The sequence below is a fragment of the Streptacidiphilus cavernicola genome, assembly GCF_042510955.1.
Taxonomy (GTDB): Bacteria; Actinomycetota; Actinomycetes; order Streptomycetales; family Streptomycetaceae; genus Streptacidiphilus; species Streptacidiphilus cavernicola.
Map to the genome: position 1 here is coordinate 109,869 of NZ_JBHFAB010000016.1, position 25,088 is coordinate 134,956.

Consider the following 25,088-nt stretch of genomic DNA (forward strand, 5'->3'; position numbering starts at 1 on the left):
CCATCCTGCGCGGCCCCGCGCCGCCGCGCCCCCGCTGCTGCGCCGGACGGGTGCCCCGCCGCCTGAGTGGGCGTCAGCCGCCCGGCCGTGACCGCGACAGCCGACCGCGGGTCAACCCCCGCTGTGCACCAGGGCGTACGCGGCCGAGAGTTCCGGCGAGCCCTCCTCCGCCCAGCTCCGGCCCGCCGTCACCACGTCGATCTCGCGCCCGTTCGCCAGGACCACCATCGGGCTGCCGTCGGCGAGCAGCTCCCACTGGGCGCCGTCGACCGTCCGGACGATCACCGTGCCGAGGTAGAGCCCGGCGTCGTTGCCGAGCCACTCCGAGACGTTCGGGTCGTTCCGCCAGTCGGGTATGAGCTGGTCGAGCGCGCGCAGCGAGGCGGCCGTGTCGTCCAGCCGCAGCCCAGCGTCGAGTGCGCGCTCGCGCAGCAGCCCGCACTCGGAGAGCATCTCGCCGAGGCTGCCGGGCTGAACGGAGCCGTAGCGGACCGGTCCCGGCGCGGCCGGGGGCTGCCGGGTGCGCCATCTGTCGAGGAATGCGAAACCCATGCCCCCAGCCTGCCAGCAGGAAGCCGGACCCGCCCCTCCCCGACCGGCCGCGCCTCCCGGTGCCGGTGGCCGGACCGAGGTGGGCCGAGCCGGACCGGACCCGCCGCCGGGGCGGCTGGGCCGAGGTGGGCCGAGCCGGGCTGGATCGGACCCGCCGCCGGGGTGGCCGGGCCGCAGGCCCTACCCGCCCAGTTCCGCGCCGAGGTGGGCCCGGATCAGTGCCCGCAGCTCGCCGCCGTCGATCAGCCGCAGTCGCGGGAGCGACGCCGCCGCGACCACCGCGTCCAGTTCGAAACTGCCGGTGCTGGCCCAGATCCCGCCGTCGGCGTGCTCCTCGGCGACCACCTCGGCCACGTCCCGCACCGCGTCCGCCCGCACCGTCGAGGGGCGGCGGGCCGCGAAGACCACGTACGAGGTGTCCGCGAACTCGCGTCCGTCCCCCTGGGCCAGCGCCAGCAGCCCGTCGTGGCCCTGCAGCCGCAGGTCCCAGTCGTCCAGGCCCATCAGCTCGAACAGCTCGGTGATCATCGCGGTGAACTCGCCGGGTGACAGGTCCTCAGGAGCCGGGGGCCCGGACCGGCCGATCGCGAACGGCAGCACCGGCGTCGGACCGAACGGGTCGTCGGAGAGCACGCACGGCAGCGCGCACAACCGCTCCACCGCCTCCGCGCTGCTCGCCGGGAGCAGCGTCCCCGCGAACAGGTCGGCCCGGCGCGCGTCCACGCTGACCAGGCAGGACTCCCCCGCCTCCGCGGTGACCGCGAGGCCGTTGAGGACGATGCCGTCGAGCGTGCACTCGGTGTCCGCGGCGAGCAGCGCGTCCAGCGCGCGCAGCACCAGCCGGGCCAGCAGCTGCCGGTAGCGGGCCAGGGTCTCCGCCGGCGGCCGCTCCACCGCCTCCACTCCCCCGTCCGGCGCGACCTGGAACCGCAGCGCCGAGGGCACCACGGTCGGCCCCGGCAGCACCAGGTCGACCACCGCGGTCCGGGTCAGCTCGCGGTAGGACACCCGGGCCGGGACCTCAAGTCCGGGCAGCCGCCCGGCCGCTGCGAGCGCGCGTTCGAGCACCGACTCGACGGCCGCGGGACGGCCCTCCTCGTACGACTTGCGGTAGCCCTCCAGCCGCTCGTTGTACTCCCGCACGCTGCGGGCGCGCTGCTGCTCCTCCAGCTCATGGGCGAGGCGGGCCTGCTCGGCCCGCTCCCGCAGCCCCTTCTCCTGGTGCCGGTACTCGCGCAGGGCGCGCTGGTGCCGCAGTCGGGCGGCTGCCAGCTCCTGCTGGTAGGAGCCGCTGAGCAGCGGACGTCCCGGCGCACCGGCGGTGGCCGGGCCCGGGTCGGGTGCGAAGTCGGCCCAGCGCGGGGGCTCGACCTGGGCGTCGGCGGGGAGCGGACGCGGCTCGTAGGGACGGCGCAGGGCGTCGAAGTCGACCGCGGGGGACGGCTCGGCGGCGAGCGCGAGGAGTTCCTCCAACCGCTGCTCGGCGTCCTCGGCGACCTCGGTGTACTGCTGCGCCAGGTATGCCCGCCCGCCACCCACCGCCGCCCTTGTCCGAGACCCTCCGGGCCACCCCTCCTGATCGCCGCCCGCCGCCGCACCCGCCCGGGACGTGCCGGGCCACGCCTCCCAGGGACGCTCGTCGTTCTGCCGGTCACCGCCCCGGCCGTCCCGCCCGCCTGCCGTCATCGCCGCTCCCCCGCGCCCCGCTCGCCCCTGCAAGGGGCCAAGCATCTCATCAGCAATGCCGTTCATCTGATCCAACAGATCTTCCAGATGCGTGAGCGGCCCCTCCTCGTCCTCGTCCGTCCCGCTCACCCCCTCAGCCGCCGTCCGCTCCGGCACCCCGCCGCCCCGGGACCCCGGATTCCCTCCCAAGGTCCTGAAAGGGTCCATGGTGCCCGAAAGGTACCGTTGCGGTCATTGGGAAGACAGGGATCTCTGCGTGACGTCGCATCAGCCCCCGGTCGGGCCGTCCTCGCAGTAGACCGCGAGCATGACGTTCACCGGGATGCCGTCGTCCTGCTCGGGGCCCTGCAGGTACTCCGCCATCAGCCCGGCCAGTCGGTCGTGGAACTCGTCGGCCCGTCCCGGGGCGAGCCGGACGTCGCCGAGCATCATCAGCGGCTTGCGATGTGACTCGGCGTCGGCTCCGGGGTTCATCCGCACACCGCCGGAGCGCACCGCCGTCAGGAACCGGTCCCGGTAGCTGCCGATCGCGGCCCCGAACGCCGCGGCGACGTCGTCGGCGTCGATCTCGCCGCCGAGCAGCTCCCGGCTGAGCTGCAGGTCGGTCTGGGCCGCGACATAGCGCTGCTCGGTGATGCCGGAGACCAACCGGGTCTCGGCGACCCGGAGCAGCCCGCGCTCCTCCAGGTGCTTGATGTGGCGGTAGAGCTTGGTCTGCGGCTGGTCCAGCTCGGCGGCCAACTCCTTGGCGGTCCAACCTCGCGGGTCCTGACCGGTGCGTCCCATCATCACCTGGAGGATGGTCACCCGGATCGGGTCGGCCAGCGCTTTGAGGGTGTCGATGTCGTCGACGATCCGGAGGCCGACGACGGGCACGGATCCGCGGGATTCGCTCATGCCCACCATCTTGCCAGGTGCTCACGACTGCGCAATCATTCACTTAAGAGTGAACGGTCTCTATGGGGTGAGCGTTCATGAAACGGGGAGGGCCCGAGATGACCGACACCACCGCGCCTGCCGCATCCAGCGCATCCGCTGCGCCCAGCGCGTCCACTGCCATGCCCAGCGTTGCCAGCGCCGTTCCGCTGCACCGCAACTGGCGTTTCCAGACCCTGTGGATCGGCTCGACCGCTGCCCTGACCGGCGTCTTCGCCACCGACATCGCCTACCCGCTGGTGATCCTGGCGATCACCGGCTCGCCCGCGGTGGCCGGTCTCTTCGGCTTCGTCCAGGCCGCGGCCACGGTCCTCTGCGGCCTCCCGGCCGGGCAGGCGGTCGACCGCTTCGACCGCCGCACGGTGCAGGTCACGGCGGAGGCGGTCCGGGTCCTCGCCACCGCGAGCGTCGCGCTGAGCTTCGCCCTGGGCGCGGTGACACCGGTTCAGCTGATGGTCGTCGGCGCACTGGTCGGCGCGGCGCAGCCGTTCGTCGGCGCGGCCCGGATGCTGACCGTGCGCAGCGTGGTCGCCCCCGAACAGCTCACCGCCGCACTCACCCAGGACGAGATCCGGGGCAGCGTCGCCGAGTTGGCCGGACCGCCGCTGGGCGGCCTGCTCTACGGACTCTCCCGGCTGCTGCCGTTCGGGTTCAGCGCGGTCGCCTTCGCCCTCTCCCTGCTGTCCGCGCTGGTCATCCGCACCGATCGCGGGGTCCACGCCGACCGCGGCGACCGCGCTGACCGCGGCGACGCAGCCGGGAGCACCGCACCGCGCGGGGACCGCCGGGCGGAGCCGGACGGCGGACTCTTCGCCGGGATCCTGGCGCTGTGGCGGGACCGTACGCTGCGCGCGGTCGTGGTCCTGCTCTTCTTCCTCAACGCGGCCGGGGCGCCGCTCGGCCTGGCCGCCGTCTTCCGGCTGACCCGCGAGGGCGCGCCGTCCTGGAGCGTCGGCCTGGCCCTGACCGGCTCGGCAGTCGGCGGCCTGGCGGGCGCGGGCCTGGTCCGCACGCTGCACCGGCGGTTCCGCCCCGGTGTGCTGCTGCTCGCGGTGGTCGGCTCCGAGGTGCTGCTGGTCCTGCTGCTGGGCCTGGTCACCGGCCCGTGGGCGGTCGCGCTGGTGCTGTTCGGGACGATGCTGGGCGTGCCCTCGATCTCGGTCCTGCTGGATGTGCTGATCTTCCGTCAGGTCCCGGACGAGGTCCGCGGCCGGACCCTCACCTCGGTGATGACCATGATGGGCCTGGGCGTCCCGCTGGGCACGGGCGGCCTGGGGCTGCTGCTCCAGTACGCGGGCGGGACAGGGGCGCTGATGGTCCTGGCGGCGGTCCTGGCCTGCGGCACCGCGTGGGCCGCGATGCAGCCGGGGCTGCGGTCGGCACGCTGGCCTGCGGCGTGACGCCTTACGGCGAACCGACGGGCACCGGCGCGGGCACGGCCGCTGGCGTGGGGCTGGCCGCCGGGCCGGGGACGGTCAGCAGCGCGAGTGCCAGCTCGGGTCCGGCCAGCGCCGTCGGCTCGGGCTCGGGCAGCGCCAACAGCGCCGCCACCAGTTCGGGCGCGGGCACCGCCACCGGCGCGGTCAGCGGTTCGACCGCCGCCACCACCGCCGGTTCGACCCCCGGTGCCGCCGCCTCGGCCGGTCCGCGGTCCGCCGCGTGCGCGACTGCCGCCATCGGAAGTGCCACCAGCAGCAGCGTCGCGCCCAGCACCGCGCCCGTCACGGTGAACCCGGCGTGCACCGTGAGCAGCGTCCCGGTGATCGGGCCGCAGGCCACCCCCAGCGAGGAGGCCGAGCCGACCAGCACCGCCCAGCGGCCCCCGGCGTCGATACGGGCGGCGAGGGCGAGCAGGTAGCTCAGCACGAACGGGTAGACCGCGTTCCAGCAGATCTCGCCGACCGCGAAGGGCCCCGCGCTGTGGGCGGTGGCGCTCAGCGCGACGCAGCCGGCGATCGCCGCGGTGCCCAGGCCGATCGGCAGCGCACGGCCGAACCGGGTGCCGAGGGATCCCGCGCTCGCCGTACCGATCAGGCCCGCGCCGAGCGCGAGCGCGAAGACCAGGCCGAGCAGCGGCGCGGAGAGCCCGGCCCGCTCCAGGCCGATCCGGCCGCTGACGCCCCAGAGCGAGTTCTGCGCCAACGACCAGAGGAACAGGCCGACGGCGAGGACGCCCCCGGCCACCCGCGTCGGCAGCGGACGACCGGCGGCCCGCCGCATGAGCCGCTGCTGCGCAACCCGGCCTGCGCCACGGCCCACGCCGTCCCGGTCCTCAACCCGTCCCGTGCCCCGGTCCGCGCCCTGCTGCGCAACCCGCCCCACGCCCCGTGCCCCGCTCTTGCCCGCAGCCCGCCCCGCGCCACGGCCCGCGGGCCGCCCCGTGCCCCGCTCCCGGGCGGCATCGCCGCCGAGGCGGCTGGTCCAGGGGAGGGCGAGGGCTGCCCAGCCCGCGATGCAGGCAAACGGCAGGCTGTGGCCGCCGCCGAGGTGAGGCAGCGTCAGATAGAGACATCCGGCCACGGCCGAGGTGACCAGCAGGCCGAGCACGGAAACGCGGTGCGGATCGCGCCCCGCGGCCGTCCCGGCTGCGGCGACCGCGGTGGCCGTGCCCGCGCCGAGGCCGCCGAGCAGGCAGCCGACCAGCAGCAGCGGCAGCTCCCCAGCGGGCGCGGCGGCGGCCGTGCCGAAGCCGAGGACGAGCAGCGTCAGGCCGATCCGGGCGAGGCGGACCGCGCCGACGACGGCGACCCGGGCGGCGAGGCCGAGCCCGGCCGCCGCGGAGGCCAGCAGCATCGCGCTCCCCACCGCGCCCGCCTGAGTGGGCGTCAGTCCGAAGTCCGAGCCCAGCCGCCCGACCAGGGTCGGCAGCAGGTAGGGCGCGAGATAGCCGGAGGAGAACAGGGTGACCAGCGGCAAGGTGGCGCTGGGGAGGGGGCGCCTGGGCATGGGCGGGCCTCGCGGTTCGAACGTGGGTGGATCCGTGGAACGCCCTGGCCCCGTCGACTGCGAGAGGTGGCGCAGGCACGGTTCTACCAAACCGCCGCGGGCCTGAGAAGTGCCTGTGAGCTGCCCAAACGCTCCGTTGCGAGGCTGTGGCTGTGCCGATGCGGATCCGAAACCGGAAGGATCTCATCCGTATTGCTCGGAAGCGGTCCGACCCGCTCCGGCACGGCAGGCACGCCGCCTCAGTCGCCGTGCCAGGAGCGCCAGAGCGCCGCGTACGCGCCGTCCGCGGCGACCAGTTCGTCGTGCGTTCCCAGCTCGGTCAGCCGACCCTCCTCCATCACCGCCACCCGGTCCGCGTCATGGGCGGTGTGCAGCCGGTGCGCGATGGCGATCACCGTCCGCCCCGCCAGGACCGAGGCGAGCGCGCGCTCGGCGTGCCGGGCGGTGGTGGGGTCGAGCAGGGCGGTGGCCTCGTCCAGGACCAGCGTGTGCGGATCGGCCAGGACCACCCGGGCCAGGGCCAGTTGCTGGGCCTGCGAGCCGTCCGTCCGGTGTCCGCCGGAGCCCAGCGGGGTGTCCAGGCCGTCCGGGAGGTCGTCGGTCCAGTCCGCGCCGACGGCGGCGAGGGCGGCCCGCAGTTCGCCGTCGGTGGCGGCGGGCGCGGCGATCAGCAGGTTGTCCCGGACCGTGCCGAGGAAGACATGGTGCTCCTGGGTGACCAGGACGACCTGCCGACGCAGCCGCTCCGGGTCGAGCTCCGCGATCGGCACCCCGCCGACGGTGACCGTGCCGGTGCGCGGTGCGTCGACCCCGGCCAGCAGCCTGCTCAGCGTGCTCTTCCCGGCCCCGGACGGGCCGACCACGGCCAGCCGCTCCCCCGGTCGCACGGTCAGGTCGAGACCGCGGAGCACGTCGGCCCCGCCGTCGTAGGCGTAGTGCACCCCGGACAGGTCGATCCGATCGTCGGCAGGGACGGGGGCGTGGGCCTGGACGGCGGTGGGGACGGCGGCGGCAGGGACGGCGACGGCGGACGGCTCCGCCGCCAACCCGAGGCCCTCGACCCGGGCGAAGCTGGCGCTGCTGCTCTGCAGCTGTTCGACCCACATCAGGATCGTGTCCAGCGGCTGGTTCAGCTGCCGCAGGTAGAGCGCGGCGGCGATCACCGCACCCAGGCTGCTCACCCCGTGGTCGTAGAGCACCCCGCCGACCACCAGCACCGCGACCACCGGGACGATGTAGGAGACGTCCACGGACGGGAACAGCACCGTACGCAGGTACAGCGTGTGGAACCGGGTCCGGCGGCAGACCTCGATCGCGTCCCGGCTCGCCGCGACCCGCTGCCGCTGCAGCCCGAAGGCCTCGACCGTACGGGCGCCGGAGGCGGTGGCGGCGATGATCTCGGCGAGCGCGGAGTTGGCCGCGCCCTCGGCCAGGTAGCCGCTGCTCGCGCGGCGCAGGTACCAGCGGGTGGCGAACCAGATCCCGAGCATGCCGGACACCCCGCAGAGGCCGAGCAGCGGGTCCAGCAGGAAGACCGCGCCGATCATGAACAGCGCTTGGACGGCCGCGATGAACACCTCGGGGCCGATGTCCCGCAGGGTCGTACCGACCTCGGCGACGTCGGCGGTGCCACGGGCCGTCAGATCACCGGTTCCGGCCCGCTCCACGACGGAGGCGGGCAGCGCGAGCGCCCGGTCGACGAACTGCTCGCGGACGCGAGTGAGTGTTCGCTCACCAAAGCGGTGGCCAACGAAGCGGGCGTAGCGGGCCAGCAGCAGTTGCGCGAGCGCGCCCGCCAGGATCACCAGCGCCAGCCGGTCCACCGTGCCGACCCCGGCACCGGCCCTGACCTGGTCGATGATCCGACCCAGCAGCCACGGGCCGAGCAGTCCCGCCGCGGCGGCCAGCCCGTTCAGCACGATCATGGCGGCAAAGGCCCGACGGTCCATCAGCACCAGCCGAACCGCGGCACGCCGCACCCGCGCCGCACCGGCCACGGGCAGGCCTGCGGCGAGGGGCAAGCCTGCGGCTTCGGCCGAGGCGGCGGCGCTCTGTGTGGGAAGGGCGGCGGGGGTTGTGGCAGCGGGCGGCGGGGCGGCGGGTGCGCTCATCGGACGGACTCCCCCGCCCGCTCGCACGGCGTGCACGGCGCACCCGGCGTACCTGGCGCGCCTGGTTCGACCGGGTCCGGTACAGCGGCCGGGTGCGGCACAGTCAGGCCGGCGCCCGCCGCCCGGCCGTCTGCGGCCCCATCGGCGGCAACGCCGCCAGCGGCAACGCCCTCGTCCGCTGTCGGAACCTCCTCGCGGGAGACCAGGGTGCGGTACCCCGGCTGGTCGCGGAGCAGCTCGCGGTGGCTGCCGGTCGCCGAGACCTTGCCGTCGACCAGGTAGAACACCGTGTCCGCCTGGTCCAGCAGCAGCGGCGACGTGCTGCTGACCACGGTGGCGCGACCGGCCCGTGCCTCCCGCAGCCGGGTGGCGATCGCCGCCTCGGTGTGGGCGTCGACCGCCGAGGTGGGCTCCATGGCCATCAGCACCTCGGGTTCGGCCAGCAGCGCCCGAGCCAGCCGGATCCGCTGCCGCTGCCCGCCGGAGAGGTTGCGGCCCTGCGCGTCGACGGCGGTGTCCAGCCCCTGCGGCAGTCCCCGCACGACGTCCTCCGCCATGGCCGTGTGGACGGCGCGGAGCACCGCCTCCTCATCCCGGTCGCAGCGGCCGGCGAGTATCTCCCGGAGCGTGCCCGCGAACAGGTCCGCCTCGTTGTCCGCGACCAGGATCCGGTCGCGGACCTGCGGCAGGGCGACCCGGTCCAGCCGTACCCCGCCCCACGTCGCCTCGGTCGCGGCGAACCGGGCGAGCCGGTCGACCACGTCCGCGGACTCCGCCGCACGGGCGCTGACCAGCGCGGTGAGCTGCCCCGGCAGCACCCGTACCCCTGACACCGGGTCATCGAGCACCGACGGCGACACCGGAGCGTCCACACCCGCGTCCACGTCCCGGCCAGCGCCCGCGCCCTCACCCGCCTCCGCCTCCGCCTCCGCCACGCCTAGCTCCAGCGCCAGGAAGCGGATCACCCGGCGGGCGGTGACCAGGGCCCGGCTGATGTCGTAGCTGCCCTCGATGAAGAACGACACCGGCACCACCAGCACCGCGACATAGCCGTAGACCGCCACCAGCTGGCCCACCGAGATCTCCCCCTGCGCAGCCATCCGGGCCGCCAGCCAGGTCACCACCGCGAGGAACAGCGTGGGCAGGCCGACCCCGAAGGCCTGGATCCAGCTGGTGACGGTCCCGACCCGGTATCCCTCGGCCTGCAGCAGCCGGGACTCCCTCCGGTAGTTCCCGGCGTACAGACCCTTGCCGCCGAGGCCGTTGAGCACCCGCAGGCCCCCGGCCAGGTCCTGGATCCGGGCGGCCAGCTCGCCCTGCCGCTCCCGGTAGCTGGTCTCGGTCCGCTGCAGCCGTCCCATCAGCGGGCCGACCAGCAGCGCGAGCAGCGGCACCCCGAGCAGCACCACCACCGCGAGCACCGACGAGACGGACAGCAGCAGCGCCGCGACCACCAGGTAGGCGACCACCGAGCCGACACCGGGGCCGGTGACGGTCAGCGCCTGGCTGATCACCCTGACGTCGCCGATCCCGATGGTGACCACCTCCCCCGAGGTGACCTGGCGCGGCAGCGCCGCGCCCAACCGGACCGCCTGCCCCACCACGACCTTGACGGTGCGGAAGTTGGCGTCCATCCGGATCCGGGTCATGGTGCGGTGCCGCATGATGCCGATCCAGGCGTTGACTGCGCCGACCAGCAGCAACGCCGCGCTCCAGCCGATCAGCGCGGCCTCGTTCCCCGGCTGCAGCCCCTGGTCGATCGCCCGCGACAGCAGGTACGGCGGCAGGGTCAGACCGACCATCCAGACGCTGCCGAGGGTCATCGCCAAGGCGACCCGTCCGCGCTGGCTGGTGACCAGCCACCAGAGGTAGCGGATGGCGCTGCGCCGGTCGGGGACGCCCGGCTCCTTGTACGAATCAATCACCCCAGCACCCTACCGAGCCCCCGGACGGCCTCCCTCCGAATAAAATCGGCCGCCGTAGGCCCCCATCGGCCCCGGGGCGGGCCGCCGACGGCTACCTCTCCATGGTGTCGGCCAGCCCGTGCCGCCAGGCCCAGGCGACGAGCGCGGCGCGGTCCTCGACCGCCAGCTTGGCGAGGACGTGGTTGAGGTGCGTCTTGACGGTCGCCTCGCTGACCACCATCGCCCTGGCCACCTGCCGGTTGTTGAGTCCGCCTGCCACCAGCCGAACCACATCGATCTCACGCCGGGTGAGCCCCTCGGTCCTGACCTGGACCTCGGCCGGAGGCGTCGGCACCGGAGCCGCCGGCGGCGTCGCTGCCGCCGTGCCCGGTTCGCTCACCAGCAGTTGGACCAGACGCCGCTGGACCGCGGTGTCCAGCACCGTCCGCCCCGCCGCCACCTCGCGGACCGCCGCCAGCAGCGCCTCGCCGGTGGCGTCCTTGGTCAGGTAGCCGAGCGCTCCGGCCCGCAGCGCCGGCAGCACCGCGTCGTCGTCCGCGTAGGTGGTGAGGATCAGCACCCGGACGCCGATGTCCGCCGCGACCACCTCGGCGGTCACCCGGGCGCCGTCCAGTTCGGGCATCCGCAGGTCGACCAGGGCGACGTCGGGCCTCAGCTCCGAGGCCAGCTGCACCGCCTGCCTGCCGTCGCCGGCCTCACCGACCACCTCCATGTCGTCGGCCGAGGACAGCAGCAGCACGACACCGTCGCGCACCACTGCCTGGTCGTCAGCGACCAGTACCCGAATCGTCATCCGCCCGCCGTTCCCCCTGCGCGTCCGGTGTCCGGATGACAGCCGATCCGCCGCTCACGCGTCCATCTTCTCGCCGGTGCCGCCGACGACCGGTCCGGCTCCGGCCACGGGGACCCGCAGCTCGATCAGCCAGCCGGCTCCGCCGGGTTCGGGGCCCGCGGCCAGGGTGCCGCCCGCGGCCTCGATCCGCTCGGTCATGCTCCGCAGACCGCTGCCGCCGCCCTTCACCCCGGACGGCCGCCGTCCGGCCGGCAGCCCGTGGTCGCGCACGGTGACCCGCAGCTCCCACGCGTCCCAGGCCGCACACACCTGGATGACGCTACCGGTCGCGTAGCGGGCCGTGTTGGTCATGGCCTCCTGGACCGCCCGGTACACGGCATGGCCGGTCTCCCGGTCGAGTCGGCCGACCGGGCCGGTGACCTCCAGTCGGGCGTCCCCGGGGAAGCCTCCGACCAGCGCGTCGAGGTCGTCCACGCCCCGGAGCGAGGAGGCCCGCAGCGCGCCGACCGCGGCCCGCGCCTCCTGGACTCCGTCGCGGGCCAGCTCGGCGGCCCGGTCCAGCGGTCCGGTCAGCGACGCGGGGGCGCCGTCCCGGCCGGCGATCGCCCGGATCGCCTGCAACTGCATGGAGAGACCGGCCAGGCTGTGGGCCAGCACATCGTGCATCTCCTTGGCGATGCGGTTGCGCTCCTCGGTCGCCGCCGCCTCCCGTAGCGCCAGCCGGGAGGCCTCGACCTCGGCCAGCAGGGCGACAGCACGGTCCCGCTCTGCCTGGAGGGCGGCCTGCTCGACCGACCGGTCGGCCATCAGCCAGGCCCCCAGGCCCGCGAGCAGACCCGCCGGGCTGCCGGTGATCGCCATGATGGTGACCCCGAACGCGCAGGCCACCACGACAAGTCCGGCGGTGCTCGCGGGCCCGGCCGGCAGCCGCAGCGGCAGGACCGACACACCCGCCAGCACCGCGACCTCGCCGAGGCCCCTGGGCGCCAGCAGGGTGACCGCGAGGCCGCTGCAGATCGCCAGCGCCGCGCCGAGGATGCCCAGGTAGGACGGGAGGACCCGGCGGCTCAGCAGCATGCCCAGTTCGGCACAGGCCATCAGCACGCCGACGGCGATCCGGTGGGCCGGGCCCGGGGCCGCGAGGACGGTGACCACTCCGCAGGCCACCATCGCCGTGGCGCCGATCAGGGTGCGGGTCCGGCGTTCCACGAGACTCGTCCTCCACCGCGGGGCCAGCACGCCCCCGCTCACACGTAGGTGTTGGGGCGGCCCGCCGGGACGGCCGCCTGGTTCCGGTTGCCGCGCGCGAGCATGAGCTGGCCCCGGACGACGATCGTACCCAGGCGGACGACCACCTCGCCGAGCGCCATCAGCACCAGCGCGGCCACCCAGGCCTGGCCGCTGGTGATGTCGTGCGCGGCGGAGAAGCGGCCGAGGTGCGCGGCGCCGGAGGCGTGCGAGGACCAGACGGCGAAGCCCAGCCGGAAGCCCATGCTGACCACCCACAGCGCCGCGGCGCCGGCGGTGGCCTTGATGTGCACGTGCCCGTCGAGCGTCCGGACCCGGGTGAGCAGGCCGCCGAGGACGCCGAAGACGACGCCGACCGCGGCGAACGCCGCCACCAGCACGGTGTCGTTGCCGGCCGTCGGGATGTCGTGCAGGTAGCTGTGGGCCACCCAGCCGACGATGGCCAGCGGCAGCAGCAGCGTGCGGGCGGTGAGCCGCTCCTCGCGCAGCTGCCGGAAGACGATGAGGAGGAGGGCGAGGTCGATGATCCAGTCGGTGAGCGTCATGTCTTCGACTATGGATTCCGGCTCCGCGAATACCTTCAACCCCAGGGTGGAAGCCGGGTGGAACCCGCGCGACCCCAGGGTGGAAGCCGGGCCGAACCCCGCCCCCGCTACACCGCGGCGGCCGGCTGCTCCTCCCCGGCGAAGGCCCGCCAGAGCCGGGCGTAGGCGCCGTCCAGGGCCAGCAGCTCGTCGTGCGGGCCGTCCTCGACGACCCTGCCGTGGTCCAGGACGATCACCCGGTCGGCGCGGGCCGCCGTGCTGAGCCGGTGCGCGATCACGATGGTGGTGCGCGGACCCCGGCCGCCCTCGCGTCGGGACAGCCGGTCCGCGGCGCGGTTGACCGCCGCCTCGGTGGCCAGGTCCAGCGCGGCGGTGGCCTCGTCCAGCAGCAGGATGTCCGGGTCGACCAGCTCGGCCCTGGCCAGCGCGATCAGCTGGCGCTGACCGGCCGAGAGGTTGCGCCCGCGCTCGCTGACCCGGTGCAGGTAGCCGCCGCTGAGCCCGGCGATCATCTGATGCGCGCCGACCGCGCGGGCCGCCGCCTCGACCTCGGCGTCGGTCGCGTCCTGGCGACCGTAGGCGATGGCGTCGCGGACCGTCCCGGCGAAGAGGTACGACTCCTGCGGGACCACGCCGAGCCGGTGCCGGTAGCCGGTCAGGTCCAGCTCGCGCAGATCCGTCCCGTCCACCCGGACCGCGCCGCCGGTCACGTCGTAGAACCGGGCCAGCAGCTTCACCAGGGTGGACTTCCCGGCCCCGGTCTCGCCGACCAGGGCGACGGTCTGGCCTGCGGGGATGCGCAGCTCGACGGCGTTGATCACCTCCGGCTTGCGGACGGCGCGACCGGCGGTGGCGGGGGCCGTTCCGTTGGCGGCGACCGTTCCGGCGCCGGTCGGTTCGATGTCCTCGACCTGGCCCGGTGCGTTGTAGGCGAAGTGGACGCCGTCGAAGTGCACGTCGCCGCGCAGTCGGCCGACCGGCCTCGGCTGCGCCGCCTGCGGGGTGGTGGTCGGGGTGCGCAGCAGCTCGCGGATCCGGCCGAGGCCCACCGCCGCCTGCTGGTAGCCGTCGAACACCTGCGACAGCTGCTGCACCGGCGAGAAGAACAGGTCGATGTAGAGCAGGTAGGCGACCAGTGCACCGGCGGTGAGCGTGCCCGCGCCGACCCGGTGCGCGCCCTCGATCAGCACCAGCGCCGCGGCGACGCTGGAGAGGAACTGGACGAACGGGAAGTAGACCGCGATGTAGAGCTGCGCCCGGATCCGGGTGCGGCGGTAGTCGTCGCTGCGCTCGGCGAACCGGGCCCGGTTGCGGTCCTCGCGCAGGAACGCCTGGACGATGCGCATGCCCGCGACGTTCTCCTGGAGGTCCGCGTTGACCGTGCTGACCTTCTCCCGGGCCAGCTTGTAGGCGGCGGAGGAGATCTTCCGGAACACCAGGGTCGCGACGACCAGCACCGGCAGCACCGCGAACACGTACAGCGCCAGCTGCGCGTCCAGGACCAGCAGCACCACGAAGATGCCGAAGAAGGTCAGCAGGCTGACCACGGCGGTGACCACGCCGGTCTGCAGGAAGCTGGACAGGGCGTCGACGTCGGTGGTCATCCTGGTCATGATCCGGCCGCCGAGCTCGCGCTCGTAGTAGTCGAGTCCGAGCCGCTGCAGATGGGCGAAGATCCGGACCCGGAGCGAGTACAGCACCCGCTCCCCGGTGCGCCCGCTGACCTGGGTCTCGGCAGACTGGACCAGCCAGTCGAGCAGCACCACGGCGAGCGCGACCAGCGCCGCCGCGGTGACCGCGCCGGAGGCCAGCTTGGAGACGCCCTCGTCGATGCCGTGCCGGATCAGGATCGGCAGCGCCAGCGAGGCCAGCGCGTCGAGGCCGACCAGCAGCAGCGCCAGCAGCAGCGGACGGCGGAACGGGGACAGCATCCGGCCGAGGTTGAACTGCGGGTCGGGGCGGCGGGTGTCGGTCAGGTCGATGTCGGGGGTGCCGTCGGCCGGGGGCAGCGCGGCGACCCGGGCCAGCAGCTCAGGGGTGGCCGGCAGGCCGCCGAGGGTGCTGTGCATCCCGCCGCCGTGGCCGCCGGGCACCGCGCCGATCGAGGCCGCGCCGCGCTTGCCGCCGGTCTTCAGCAGCGCGTCGGCGTCGGGGTCGGGGAACCGCTCGCGGTCCCAGAGTTCGGGGGTGACACCGGCCTCGGCGGTGCCGGTGGCGCTGGTGACGCCGTTGGCGCCGTTGACGTGGTCGGCACGGTGGTCCGGGCCGCGGTCGGCGTCGGCGCCGATCACCGCGGCCACCGGATCGGCCGTGCGGACGTCCCCGGCCAGCGCGTCGGGGTCGGTCAGCAGCGACCGGTAGAGCGGGCAGCGGGCGTCCAGCTCCTCGTGCGTCCCCACGTCCACCAGGCGGCCGTGGTCCAGGACCGCGATCCGGTCCGCGAGTTGGAGGGTGGAGCGGCGGTGCGCGATCAGCAGGGTGGTGCGACCGCCCATCACGGTCCGCAGCGCCTCGTGGATCTCCGCCTCGACCTGGGCGTCTACGGCGGAGGTGGCGTCGTCGAGCAGCAGGATCTGCGGGTCGACCAGGATGGCCCGGGCCAGCGCGACCCGCTGCCGCTGGCCGCCGGACAGGGTCAGACCCTGTTCGCCGACCACGGTGTCGTAGCCGTCGGGCAGGTCCAGGATGAAGCCGTCGGCCTGCGCGGCACGGGCTGCCTGCTCCACCTCGGCCCGGCTCGCCTCCGGCCGCCCGTAGGCGATGTTGGTGTGCACCGACTCGGAGAACAGGAAACTGTCCTCGGGGACGATCCCGATCGCGGACCGCAGCGAACGCAGGGTCAGCTCGCGGACGTCGTGGCCGTGGACCCGGACGCTGCCCGCGGTGGCGTCGTAGAAGCGCGGGACCAGCATCCCGACCGTGGACTTGCCGGAGCCGGACGCGCCGACCAGCGCCACCGTCTCGCCGGGGGCCAGCGCCAGGGTGAAGTCCCGCAGCACGGGCTCGGCGGTGCCGCCGTAGCCGTAGCCGAAGTCGACGTGGTCGAAGGCGAGCGCGGGCACCGCGCCGTGCGGCTCGGAGCCGGTCCGGTCCAGCGCAGTCCGGTCAAGCCCGGCCCGGTCGAGTTCGGTCGGGTCCAGCTCGATCGCGTCGTCCTGCTCAGTGACCACCGGGCGCTGGTCGATCAGCTGGAACACCCGCTCGACGCTGGCGCGGGCCTGCTGGCCCATCGTCAGCAGCATGGTCAGCATCCGCACCGGGGCGGTCATCTGGGCGACGTAGGTGGAGAAGGCGACGAAGGTGCCGAGGGTGACCTCGCCGCGCACCGCGAGCCAGCCGCCGAAGGCCAGTACCGCGACCTGGCCCAGGGCCGGGATCGCCTGCATCGCCGGGCTGTAGCGGGCGCTGAGCTTGATGCTGCGCAGCCGCATCGCGAAGAGGCGGCGGCTGGCCCGCTCCAGCCGTCCCAGCTCCTGCTCCTCCTGGCCGAAGCCCTTGACCACCCGGACCCCGGACACCGCGCCGTCGACCACCCCGGCCACCGCGCCCGCCTCCTGCTGCGCGGTCCAGGTCGCCGGGAACAGCTTCTTCCGGCTGAGCTGCGCGAACCACCACAGGGCCGGAGCCATCGCGATGGCGATCAGGGTCAGCAGCGGGGACAGGAACAGCATCACGATGATCGACAGGAAGAACATCAGGAAGTTGCCGGTCATCATCGGCAGCATCGACAGCAGGCCCTGGATCAGCTGCAGGTCGGAGGTGGCCCGGCCGACCACCTGCCCGGTGTCCAGGGTGTCCTGGCGCCGGCCGTCCAGTCGGGACAGCGAGTCGAACAGCTCCCGGCGCAGGTCGTGCTGGACGTCCAGGGCCAGCTTGCCGCCCCAGTAGCGGCGGACCAGGGTCAGCAGGAAGACCACCACCGCGGCCAGCACCAGGGCGATCGCCCAGGGGGCGAGCGGCTTGGTGTGGGTGGTGATCACGTCGTCGATGATCAGCCGCGGGATCAGCGGGACCAGGGTGCTGACGCCCATGCCCAGCAGCGAGGCGCCGAAGGACAGCAGGACGTTGCGCCGGTAGCGCCAGCAGTAGGAGCTGAGCCGGCGGAGCCAGCCGGCGGGGGCCGTTCCGTCAGGTGAGGCGCCGGAGGAGGAGGCGGAGTGGGGGTCGTCTGCTGCTGCGGGAAGCTTTTGAGCCTGGGGCATATTTAGCGATGCTAACTGTCTCGTAGGTAGGTCGTCCACTGAGTTTCTGGAGCCTCCGGACTTCCGGAGCCTCCGGCCGGATCGGCCGTCACCAGCCGCCCGAGCCGTAGACCCGTTCCACGGCCAGCCGGACGACCAGGCGGCGGTCGGCCACCATCGCCGCGCGGTACTCGTCCCAGTCCGGGTGCTCCCCCAGGATCGACCGGTAGACCTCGACCAGTTCGTCGACGGTGGCGTCGCCGGGGTCGGAGGCTACCGGCGTCAACTCGACCGTGCCTTCAGCGACGGCGTAGGCACGGTGGTCCGCGTCGGTCACGTAGTAGCTGGCCCGGGGGTCGCGGCGGAGGTTGGCGACCTTGGCCCGGCCCGCGCTGGTGGAGACGCGGAGCAGACCGGTGGCGGGATCGTAGGCATGGCTGACGTTGGAGATCTGCGGACGCCCGTCGCGCTTGAGCGTCACCAGCGCGCCGCCGCGCGCCTGCGCGATCAGCTCCCGCAGCGGCTTCTCCCGTTCGGCCTGGTCCGGGGTTGCGGCCTGCTGCTGAGTAGCGGCCTGCTCCGGGGTTGCGGCTTGGGGCTGGGACTGGCTGGTGGACATGGTTCGGCCTCCCGGTCGGCTGCGGGTGTGACGGTCCGGATCTCTCAGCGTCCAGGCTCCCCCGATCTGTTCCCGACCGCACCGGACCGGCGCAGCGCCCGCGCCGGACTTTGGTCCTAGGCCTCCGGGCGGTGCGCCGCCGCGCCGAGCGCGCCGAGGGCGAGGCGGTGCAGCAGGGCGGCCATCGCCGGGCGGTCGGCCGCGCCGCCGTCCGGGCCGGTCGCACTGTGCGGGGTGGAGTTCAGCAGGCCGAACACGGCGTGGACCGAGGCGCGCGCGCTCGCGCCGAGCCCGGGGAAGGTGTCACCGGCCACGTCCACCCACAGTTCGACGTACTGCCGCTGCAGGCTGCGGACCTGGTGCCGCTCGGCGTCCGGGAGGTGCAGCAGCTCGCGGTCGTGCAGGGTGATCAGGGCGCTCTCGTCGAGGGCGAAGTCGATATGGCCGCGGAGCAGGGAGTCCAGCGCGGCGCGGGGGTCCGCGGCCTCGGCCACCCGCCGCCTGCCCTCGTCCAGGAGTCGTTCGCTGATGCCGACCAGCAGGTCGGCCAGCATCGCGTCCTTGCCGGGGAAGTGCCGGTAGAGGCCGGGGCCGGATATTCCGACGGCCTTGCCGATCTCGTCCACGCCCACGCCGAGGAAGCCGCGCGCGGCGAACAGGCGTGCGGCTTCACGGCGGATCTGCTGGCGGCGCGGGTTCTCGACCGGGCTCGGCGGTGTCGGCATCCCGTCATCCTAGACAGCGGTGTTATCCACCGTTAACCTGGCCAGCGAAGTTAACGCTTGTTAACTGCAAAGGAGCCCGTGGCCGGATGACGCTCGCACCCGCACCAGCACCCGTCCTGGAAACCGGCGTGGATCCGCATTCCACCGCCTTCCAGGCCAATGACGCGGCCCAGCGCGCGCTCGTCGACGAGCTGCGCGCCCGGCTCGCCGCCGCGGCCCAGGGCGGCGGCGTCCGGGCACGCGAACGGCACACCGCCCGCGGCAAACTGCTGCCGCGGGAGCGGGTGGACACCCTGCTCGACCCAGGCTCCCCCTTCCTGGAGCTGTCCCCGCTGGCCGCCGACGGCCTCTACGACGGCGACGCCCCGGCCGCCGGACTGATCACCGGGGTCGGCCGGGTGGCCGGCCGCGAGGTCGTAGTGGTCGCCAACGACGCGACGGTCAAGGGCGGCACCTACTACCCGATGACGGTGAAGAAGCACCTGCGCGCCCAGGAGGTCGCCCAGGAGAACCGGCTCCCCTGCCTGTACCTGGTGGACTCCGGGGGCGCCTTCCTGCCGATGCAGGACGAGGTCTTCCCGGACCGGGACCACTTCGGCCGGATCTTCTACAACCAGGCCCGGCTCTCCGCCGCGGGCATCCCGCAGCTCGCCGCCGTCCTCGGCTCCTGCACCGCGGGCGGGGCGTACGTCCCGGCGATGAGCGACCAGGCCGTGATCGTCCGCAACCAGGGGACGATCTTCCTCGGCGGACCGCCGCTGGTGAAGGCCGCCACCGGCGAGGTGGTCACCGCCGAGGAACTGGGCGGCGGCGAGTTGCACTCCCGGACCTCGGGCGTTACCGACCAGCTCGCCGAGAACGACGCGCACGCGCTGGCGATGCTGCGCACCGCCGTGGCCGGTCTCGGCCCGCGCGCGCCCCTGCCCTGGCCGGTCCGTCCGGTCGAGCCCCCACTGGTGGATCCCTCCTCCCTCTACGGCGCCGTCCCGGCGGACCCGCGCACCCCCTACGACGTACGCGAGGTGATCGCCCGGCTGGTCGACGGCAGCCGCTTCGCCGAGTTCAAGCCCGAGTACGGGCCGACCCTGGTCACCGGCTTCGCCCAGCTGCACGGCCACCCGGTCGGCATCGTCGCCAACAACGGCATCCTCTTCGCCGAGTCCGCACTCAAGGGCGCGCACTTCATCGAGCTGTGCGACCAGCGCGGCATCCCGCTGGTCTTCCTGCAGAACATCTCCGGCTTCATGGTCGGACGGCAGTACGAGGCCGGGGGCATCGCCAAACACGGCGCCAAGATGGTCACCGCGGTGGCCGGCACCCGGGTCCCCAAATTGACCGTCGTCATCGGCGGCTCCTACGGCGCGGGCAACTACTCGATGTGCGGACGGGCCTACTCACCCCGCTTCCTGTGGATGTGGCCGGGCGCCAAGATCTCGGTGATGGGCGGCGAGCAGGCCGCCTCGGTCCTGGCCACCGTCCGCCGGGACCAGTACGAACTGCGCGGCGAGGACTGGCCGGTGGAGGCCGAGGAGGAGTTCCGCCGCCCGGTCCGCGAGCAGTACGAGCGGCAGGGCAACGCCTACTACGCGACCGCCCGGCTCTGGGACGACGGTGTCATCGACCCGCTGGACACCCGTACCGTGCTCGGCCTCGCCCTCAGCGCCTGCGCCAACGCGCCCCTGCCCGAGCCGCGCCCCTACGGCATCTTCCGCATGTGACGAAGGGTCACCTCCATGTTCGACAGTGTGCTGGTCGCCAACCGCGGCGAGATCGCGGTCCGCGTCATCCGTACCCTGCGACGGCTCGGCGTCCGCTCGGTGGCCGTGCACAGCGGCGCCGACGCCGACGCCCCGCACGTCCGGGCCGCCGACACCGCCGTGCTGCTCGGCCCGGCTGACAGCGCGTCCGCCGCCGAGAGCTACCTCGACGTCGCGCGCATCGTCGCCGCCGCGCTGCGCAGCGGCGCCCAGGCGGTGCACCCCGGGTACGGCTTCCTGGCCGAGAACGCCGGCTTCGCCCGCGCCTGCGCCGACGCCGGGCTGGTCTTCATCGGTCCCTCCCCCTCCTCCATCTCACTGATGGGCGACAAGATCCACGCCAAGGCGGCGGTCCAGGCCGCCGGGGTCCCGGTGGTACCCGGCAGCGAGGGCGACGCCCTCGACGACGCGGAACTGCTGGACGCGGCACGGGCGATCGGGCTGCCCGTGCTGCTCAAGCCCTCCGCCGGCGGCGGTGGCAAGGGCATGCGCCTGGTCCGGGACGCGGCGGCGCTGCCCGAGGAGATCGCCGCCGCGCGCCGCGAGGCTCGGGCCTCCTTCGGCGACGAGACCCTGCTGGTGGAACGCTGGGTCGACCGCCCGCGCCATATCGAGATCCAACTGCTGGCCGACACCCACGGCAACGCCGTCCACCTCGGCGAGCGTGAGTGCAGCCTGCAGCGGCGGCACCAGAAGCTGATCGAAGAGGCCCCCTCCGTCCTGCTCACCCCCGACATCCGCGCCGCCATGGGCGAGGCCGCCGTACGCGCGGCCAGGGCCTGCGACTACGCGGGCGCGGGGACGGTCGAATTCATCGTTCCCAGCAGCTATCCCTCCTCGTACTTCTTCATGGAGATGAACACCAGGCTCCAGGTGGAGCACCCGGTCACCGAACTCGCCGTCACCGCCGGCGGAGCCCGGCTCGACCTGGTCGAGCAGCAGCTCCGCGTGGCGGCGGGCGAGGCACTGTCCTTCGGTCAGGACTCCGTCGAATTCCGGGGCCACGCGGTGGAGGCCCGGATCTGCGCCGAGGACCCGGCCCGGGGATTTCTGCCCACCGGCGGCCGGGTACTGCTGCTGCGCGAGCCCGAGGGCGAAGGCGTCCGGGTCGACTCCGGCCTCGCCCCCGGCGTCGTCGTCAGCAGCAGCTACGACCCCATGCTGTCGAAAATCATCGCTCACGGTCCCGACCGCGCCACGGCTCTGCGAAGGCTGCGCGCCGCCCTCGCCGAGACCCGGATCGTCGGGGTCACCACCAACGCCGGCTACCTTCGCCGGCTGCTCTCGCACCCTGATGTGATCGCGGGTCGGCTCGACACCGGCCTGGTCGAGCGGCACCCGGAACTGACGGTAGCGGTCGCCGCAGACCATCGGGCCGGTTCGGCGATCGATCACCCGATCGAGTCACTCACCGCGCTGGCACTGGTCGCCGCCGCCCTCGCCCGGCAGACCGCGCTCACTCCGGCGGCCCGCGCCGACGGCTGGACCGACCCGTTCACCCTCCCCTCAGGCTGGCGGCCGGGCGGAGAGCCCGCCTGGACCCGGCACCGCCTGCGGGTCCCCGGCGGCGAGCCGACCACGGTCGCGGTCCGCCCGGTCTCGTCCGGAACCGTGCTCGACCCCGCCGACCACCCCGGCGGGGCTGGCCGCCACCAGGTCAGGATCGGCACGGGGGCGGTGTTCGAGGCCCGCTCGGTGCTCGACGGCGAACAGCTCCGGCTCACCCTCGACGGGGTCACCCACAGCTTCACCCATGCCACGGACAAGGCCGTCCACTGGCTCGCCCTGGACGGCGACAGCTGGGCCGTCCATCCGTACGACCCGCTGGACGAGCTCGCCCTCGGCGGCGCGGGCGGCGGGGCGGCCGCGCTGAACGCGCCGATGCCCGGCACGGTGACCGTGGTCAAGGCCGCCGTCGGCGACCCGGTGAGCAAGGGCCAGCCGCTGCTGATCCTGGAGGCGATGAAGATGGAGCACGTCATCACCGCGCCCTACGACGGCACCGTGGAGCAGCTCCGGGTGACCGCGGGCGGCACGGTCGCCATGGACGAACTGCTCGCCGTGATCACCCCGGCCGAGCCGGACGCCCCGGCCGAGCAGACGACCCCGGCCGAGCCGGGCAATCCGACCGAGGAGGCTTCCTGATGACCGGTCACGAACCGACGGTGACCGAGCTGGGCCTGCCGGACCGGGTCCCGCTCGGCGGCCTGCCCGCCGCCGTCCGGATCCACGAGGTCGGCCCCCGGGACGGGCTGCAGAACGAGGACGTCACCCTCTCCCCCGCGGTCAAGGCCGAGTTCATCGCCCGGCTGGCCGGAGCAGGCCTGCGGACGGTCGAGGCGGCAAGCTTCGTCCGGCCCGAGTGGGTGCCCCAACTCGCCGACGCCGAGCAGCTGTTCCCCCTGGTCAGCGGGCTGCGTCAGGAGTACGCCGGACTGCGGCTGCCGGTGCTGGTGCCCAATGAGCGCGGGCTCGACCGGGCGCTCGCGCTCGGCGCCGCCGACATCGCGGTCTTCGCCAGCGCCACCGAGAGCTTCGCCCAGCGGAACCTCAACCGGGGGGTGGAGCAGTCGCTGCAGATGTTCGCACCGGTGGTGCGCCGGGCGGTCGAGGCGGGAGTGCCGGTCCGCGGCTACCTCTCGATGTGCTTCGGCGACCCCTGGGAGGGGCCGGTCCCAGCCACCCGGGTGGTCGAAGTGGGCCGCAGACTGCTGGAGCTTGGCTGCGCCGAACTGAGCCTCGGCGACACCATCGGCACCGGCACCCCGGGCCAGGTCGCGGCCCTGCTGGACGAGTTCGCCGACACGGGCGTCGGACCCGAGCGCCTCGCCGTGCACTTCCACGACACCTACGGCCAGGCCCTGGCCAACACCCTGGCCGCGCTGCAGCGCGGTGTCAGCACCGTCGACGCCTCGGCCGGCGGCCTCGGCGGCTGCCCGTACGCGAAGAGCGCCACCGGCAACCTCGCCACCGAGGACCTGGTCTGGATGCTGCACGGCCTCGGCATCGAGACCGGCGTCGACCTCGGCGCCCTCGCCGCCACCAGCACCTGGGTGGCCGCACACCTGGGCCGCCCCAGCCCGTCCCGTGCCGTCCGCGCCCTCACCGGTTGAAGGAGAGTCCCACCATGCTCGACCACCGCCTCGCCCCGGAGCACGAGGAACTGCGGCGCACCGTCGCCGAGTTCGCCCGTGACGTGATCGCGCCCAAGATCGGCGAGTTCTACGAGCACGAGGAGTTCCCCTACGAGATCGTCCGCGAGATGGGGCGGATGGGCCTGTTCGGCCTGCCCTTCCCCGAGGAGTACGGCGGCATGGGCGGCGACTACCTGGCGCTGGGCCTGGTGCTGGAGGAGATCGCCCGGGTCGACTCCTCGGTCGCGATCACCCTGGAGGCCGCAGTCTCGCTCGGCGCGATGCCGATCCACCGCTACGGCACCGAGGAGCAGAAGCGCACCTGGCTGCCCCGGCTGTGCTCGGGCGAGATGCTGGGCGCCTTCGGCCTGACCGAGCCGGAGGGCGGCTCGGACGCCGGGGCGACCCGGACCACCGCCCGCTACGACGCGGACACCGACGAGTGGGTCATCAACGGCTCGAAGTGCTTCATCACCAACGCCGGCACCGAGATCACCGGCCTGGTCACCGTGGCCGCACTCACTCTTTCGAGCGAACTGGACGAACAGGGCTCGCCACGACGGGAAATCTCCACCATCATCGTGCCGACCGGAACACCCGGGTTCACGGCGTCGAAGAAGTACTCCAAAGTCGGTTGGAACGCCTCGGACACCCGAGAGCTCTCCTTCGCCGACTGCCGCGTCCCGGCCGCCAACCTCCTCGGTGAGGCAGGCCGCGGGTACGCCCAGTTCCTCCGGATCCTCGACGAAGGCCGTATCGCGATCGCCGCCCTGGCCACCGGCCTGGCCCAGGGGTGTGTCGACGAGTCACTGAGCTACGCCGCGCAGCGGCACGCTTTCGGCAGGCCCATCGGATCGAACCAGTCCATCCAGTTCAAGATCGCCGACATGGAGCTGCGCGCCCACACCTCACGGCTGGCCTGGTACCACGCGGCCTCGCTGCTGGTGCACGGCGAGCGCTTCAAGCGGGAGGCCGCGATCGCCAAGCTCTACTCCTCCGAGGCCGCCGTCGACAACGCCCGTGAGGCGACCCAGATCCACGGCGGATACGGCTTCATGAACGAGTACCCGGTCGCCCGGTTCTGGCGCGACAGCAAGATCCTGGAGATCGGCGAGGGGACGTCCGAGGTGCAGCGCATGCTGATCGCCCGTGAACTGGGCATGGGCGACGCGCGTCCCTGACCCGCGCTCCGCCAGGGGATCTCCGCCAGGGGATCTCCGCTAGGGAATCACCACCACCGGTCGGTTGGCCCTGCGGGCCAGCCGGCCGGCCACCGAGCCGAAGAGGCGGCCCAGGAAGCCGTGGGTGCCGCCGACCACGATGGCGTCGGCCGCGTACTCCCTGGCGACCTCCTCCAGTTCGTGGCAGATGTCGCCACCGCGTTCCACCAGCACCCAGGGCACGTCCCCGAGGAAGTCGGAGCAGGCCAGTTCCAGACCCAGCACCTCGGTGCGGTGGTCCGGCACGTCCACGAAGACCGGGGGCTCGCAGCCGGCCCAGACCGTCGCCGGAAGGCGGTTGGCCACATGCACGATCACCAGGCCGACCCGCGAGCGGCGGGCCATGCCGACGGCGTACGCGAGGGCGCGCTCACTGGACACCGAACCGTCGAAGCCGACGACGACACCATGGAGGAAGGCAGGGTCACAGGGGCGGACGGACTGCGACTGCAACTCGAAACTTGGCATGGAGGATGGGGATCCCGTCGGGGACTCGGGCCGGGGCTGGGGGGCACGGGGTTTGGGCGAGCGTGCCTTTATCGGCTTCGCCTTGGGTCTGGGCAGCCGTGGCTGCGGTGCCGGCTGCTCGGTGGGGCGGGCTGCCGGGTTGCCCTCACTGGGCTCGGTGGGCTCATAACCAGCCATGGCTATGGTCGTTTCGGCGAGGTGGGATACGGGGACGGGATCATCTGTCACGACCTGGGGCGACG

18 protein-coding genes are annotated in these 25,088 nt (G+C 73.7%); 5 read left to right on the top strand and 13 right to left on the bottom strand.

Going from position 1 to position 25,088, the window contains the following annotated elements:
• Positions 1–111: 111 nt before the first annotated feature.
• From ACEZDE_RS21520 to ACEZDE_RS21530, 3 genes are all read right to left on the bottom strand, one after another.
• Positions 112–552 (bottom strand): DUF6278 family protein, encoded by a 441-nt coding sequence (locus tag ACEZDE_RS21520; protein WP_380538251.1) that lies wholly within the window; start codon positions 550–552, stop codon positions 112–114.
• A 180-nt stretch (positions 553–732) separates the two neighbouring features.
• Positions 733–2,091, bottom strand: a complete 1,359-nt coding sequence (locus tag ACEZDE_RS21525) for a restriction endonuclease (RefSeq protein WP_380538253.1) — start codon at positions 2,089–2,091, stop codon at positions 733–735.
• Positions 2,092–2,505: 414 nt separating this feature from the next.
• The gene (locus ACEZDE_RS21530; RefSeq protein ID WP_380538255.1) at positions 2,506–3,135 is read right to left on the bottom strand and encodes a helix-turn-helix domain-containing protein; all 630 of its coding nucleotides are present in this window, start codon (positions 3,133–3,135) and stop codon (positions 2,506–2,508) included.
• A gap of 98 nt (positions 3,136–3,233) precedes the next feature.
• Here ACEZDE_RS21530 and ACEZDE_RS21535 point away from each other — a divergent pair, with 98 nt between their 5' ends.
• On the top strand, positions 3,234–4,574 hold the full coding sequence (locus ACEZDE_RS21535) for an MFS transporter (protein WP_380538257.1): 1,341 nt from the start codon (positions 3,234–3,236) through the stop codon (positions 4,572–4,574).
• A gap of 4 nt (positions 4,575–4,578) precedes the next feature.
• Here the strand turns inward: ACEZDE_RS21535 and ACEZDE_RS21540 are convergent, their stop codons facing one another.
• The 9 genes from ACEZDE_RS21540 to ACEZDE_RS21580 all read right to left on the bottom strand — a co-directional run bounded on the left by ACEZDE_RS21540 (position 4,579) and on the right by ACEZDE_RS21580 (position 18,267).
• Positions 4,579–6,120 carry an MFS transporter gene (locus ACEZDE_RS21540; protein ID WP_380538260.1) on the bottom strand — a complete coding sequence of 514 codons (1,542 nt, stop codon included), beginning with the start codon at positions 6,118–6,120 and terminating at the stop codon, positions 4,579–4,581.
• A 239-nt stretch (positions 6,121–6,359) separates the two neighbouring features.
• Positions 6,360–8,231, bottom strand: a complete 1,872-nt coding sequence (locus ACEZDE_RS21545) for an ABC transporter ATP-binding protein (protein ID WP_380538262.1) — start codon at positions 8,229–8,231, stop codon at positions 6,360–6,362.
• Complete coding sequence (locus tag ACEZDE_RS21550; RefSeq protein WP_380538264.1) at positions 8,228–10,156, bottom strand: ABC transporter transmembrane domain-containing protein; 1,929 nt, start codon at positions 10,154–10,156, stop codon at positions 8,228–8,230. Before ACEZDE_RS21550 ends, ACEZDE_RS21545 begins: the two co-directional genes overlap by 4 nt.
• Positions 10,157–10,247: 91 nt before the next feature.
• Positions 10,248–10,949: a response regulator gene (locus ACEZDE_RS21555; RefSeq protein WP_380538266.1), complete on the bottom strand. Its 702-nt coding sequence runs from the start codon at positions 10,947–10,949 to the stop codon at positions 10,248–10,250.
• Between the two features lie 54 nt (positions 10,950–11,003).
• Positions 11,004–12,158: a sensor histidine kinase gene (locus tag ACEZDE_RS21560; RefSeq protein ID WP_380538268.1), complete on the bottom strand. Its 1,155-nt coding sequence runs from the start codon at positions 12,156–12,158 to the stop codon at positions 11,004–11,006.
• Positions 12,159–12,196: 38 nt separating this feature from the next.
• Complete coding sequence (locus ACEZDE_RS21565) at positions 12,197–12,742, bottom strand: hypothetical protein (RefSeq protein WP_380538270.1); 546 nt, start codon at positions 12,740–12,742, stop codon at positions 12,197–12,199.
• Positions 12,743–12,849: 107 nt separating this feature from the next.
• A complete protein-coding gene (locus ACEZDE_RS21570; protein ID WP_380538272.1) occupies positions 12,850–16,944 on the bottom strand; it encodes an ABC transporter ATP-binding protein in 4,095 nt (1,364 codons plus the stop codon).
• Positions 16,945–17,032: 88 nt separating this feature from the next.
• On the bottom strand, positions 17,033–17,542 hold the full coding sequence (locus tag ACEZDE_RS21575; RefSeq protein WP_380538275.1) for a PPOX class F420-dependent oxidoreductase: 510 nt from the start codon (positions 17,540–17,542) through the stop codon (positions 17,033–17,035).
• A gap of 116 nt (positions 17,543–17,658) precedes the next feature.
• Positions 17,659–18,267, bottom strand: coding sequence for an SACE_7040 family transcriptional regulator (locus ACEZDE_RS21580; RefSeq protein WP_380538277.1), 609 nt, complete (start codon positions 18,265–18,267; stop codon positions 17,659–17,661).
• 86 nt (positions 18,268–18,353) lie between these two features.
• Between ACEZDE_RS21580 and ACEZDE_RS21585 the strand changes: the two genes are divergently transcribed.
• Genes ACEZDE_RS21585 through ACEZDE_RS21600 form a run of 4 tightly spaced genes read left to right on the top strand, consistent with a single transcriptional unit; the run spans position 18,354 to position 24,339 of the window.
• On the top strand, positions 18,354–19,985 hold the full coding sequence (locus ACEZDE_RS21585; RefSeq protein ID WP_380538278.1) for a carboxyl transferase domain-containing protein: 1,632 nt from the start codon (positions 18,354–18,356) through the stop codon (positions 19,983–19,985).
• A 15-nt stretch (positions 19,986–20,000) separates the two neighbouring features.
• On the top strand, positions 20,001–22,169 hold the full coding sequence (locus ACEZDE_RS21590; protein WP_380538279.1) for an acetyl/propionyl/methylcrotonyl-CoA carboxylase subunit alpha: 2,169 nt from the start codon (positions 20,001–20,003) through the stop codon (positions 22,167–22,169).
• A complete protein-coding gene (locus ACEZDE_RS21595; protein WP_380538281.1) occupies positions 22,169–23,137 on the top strand; it encodes a hydroxymethylglutaryl-CoA lyase in 969 nt (322 codons plus the stop codon). The genes ACEZDE_RS21590 and ACEZDE_RS21595 overlap by 1 nt, the downstream gene beginning before the upstream one ends.
• 14 nt (positions 23,138–23,151) lie before the next feature.
• Positions 23,152–24,339: an acyl-CoA dehydrogenase family protein gene (locus tag ACEZDE_RS21600; RefSeq protein WP_380538283.1), complete on the top strand. Its 1,188-nt coding sequence runs from the start codon at positions 23,152–23,154 to the stop codon at positions 24,337–24,339.
• Between the two features lie 39 nt (positions 24,340–24,378).
• Here the strand turns inward: ACEZDE_RS21600 and ACEZDE_RS21605 are convergent, their stop codons facing one another.
• Complete coding sequence (locus ACEZDE_RS21605) at positions 24,379–24,846, bottom strand: universal stress protein (protein ID WP_380538285.1); 468 nt, start codon at positions 24,844–24,846, stop codon at positions 24,379–24,381.
• Positions 24,847–25,088 lie beyond the last annotated feature (242 nt).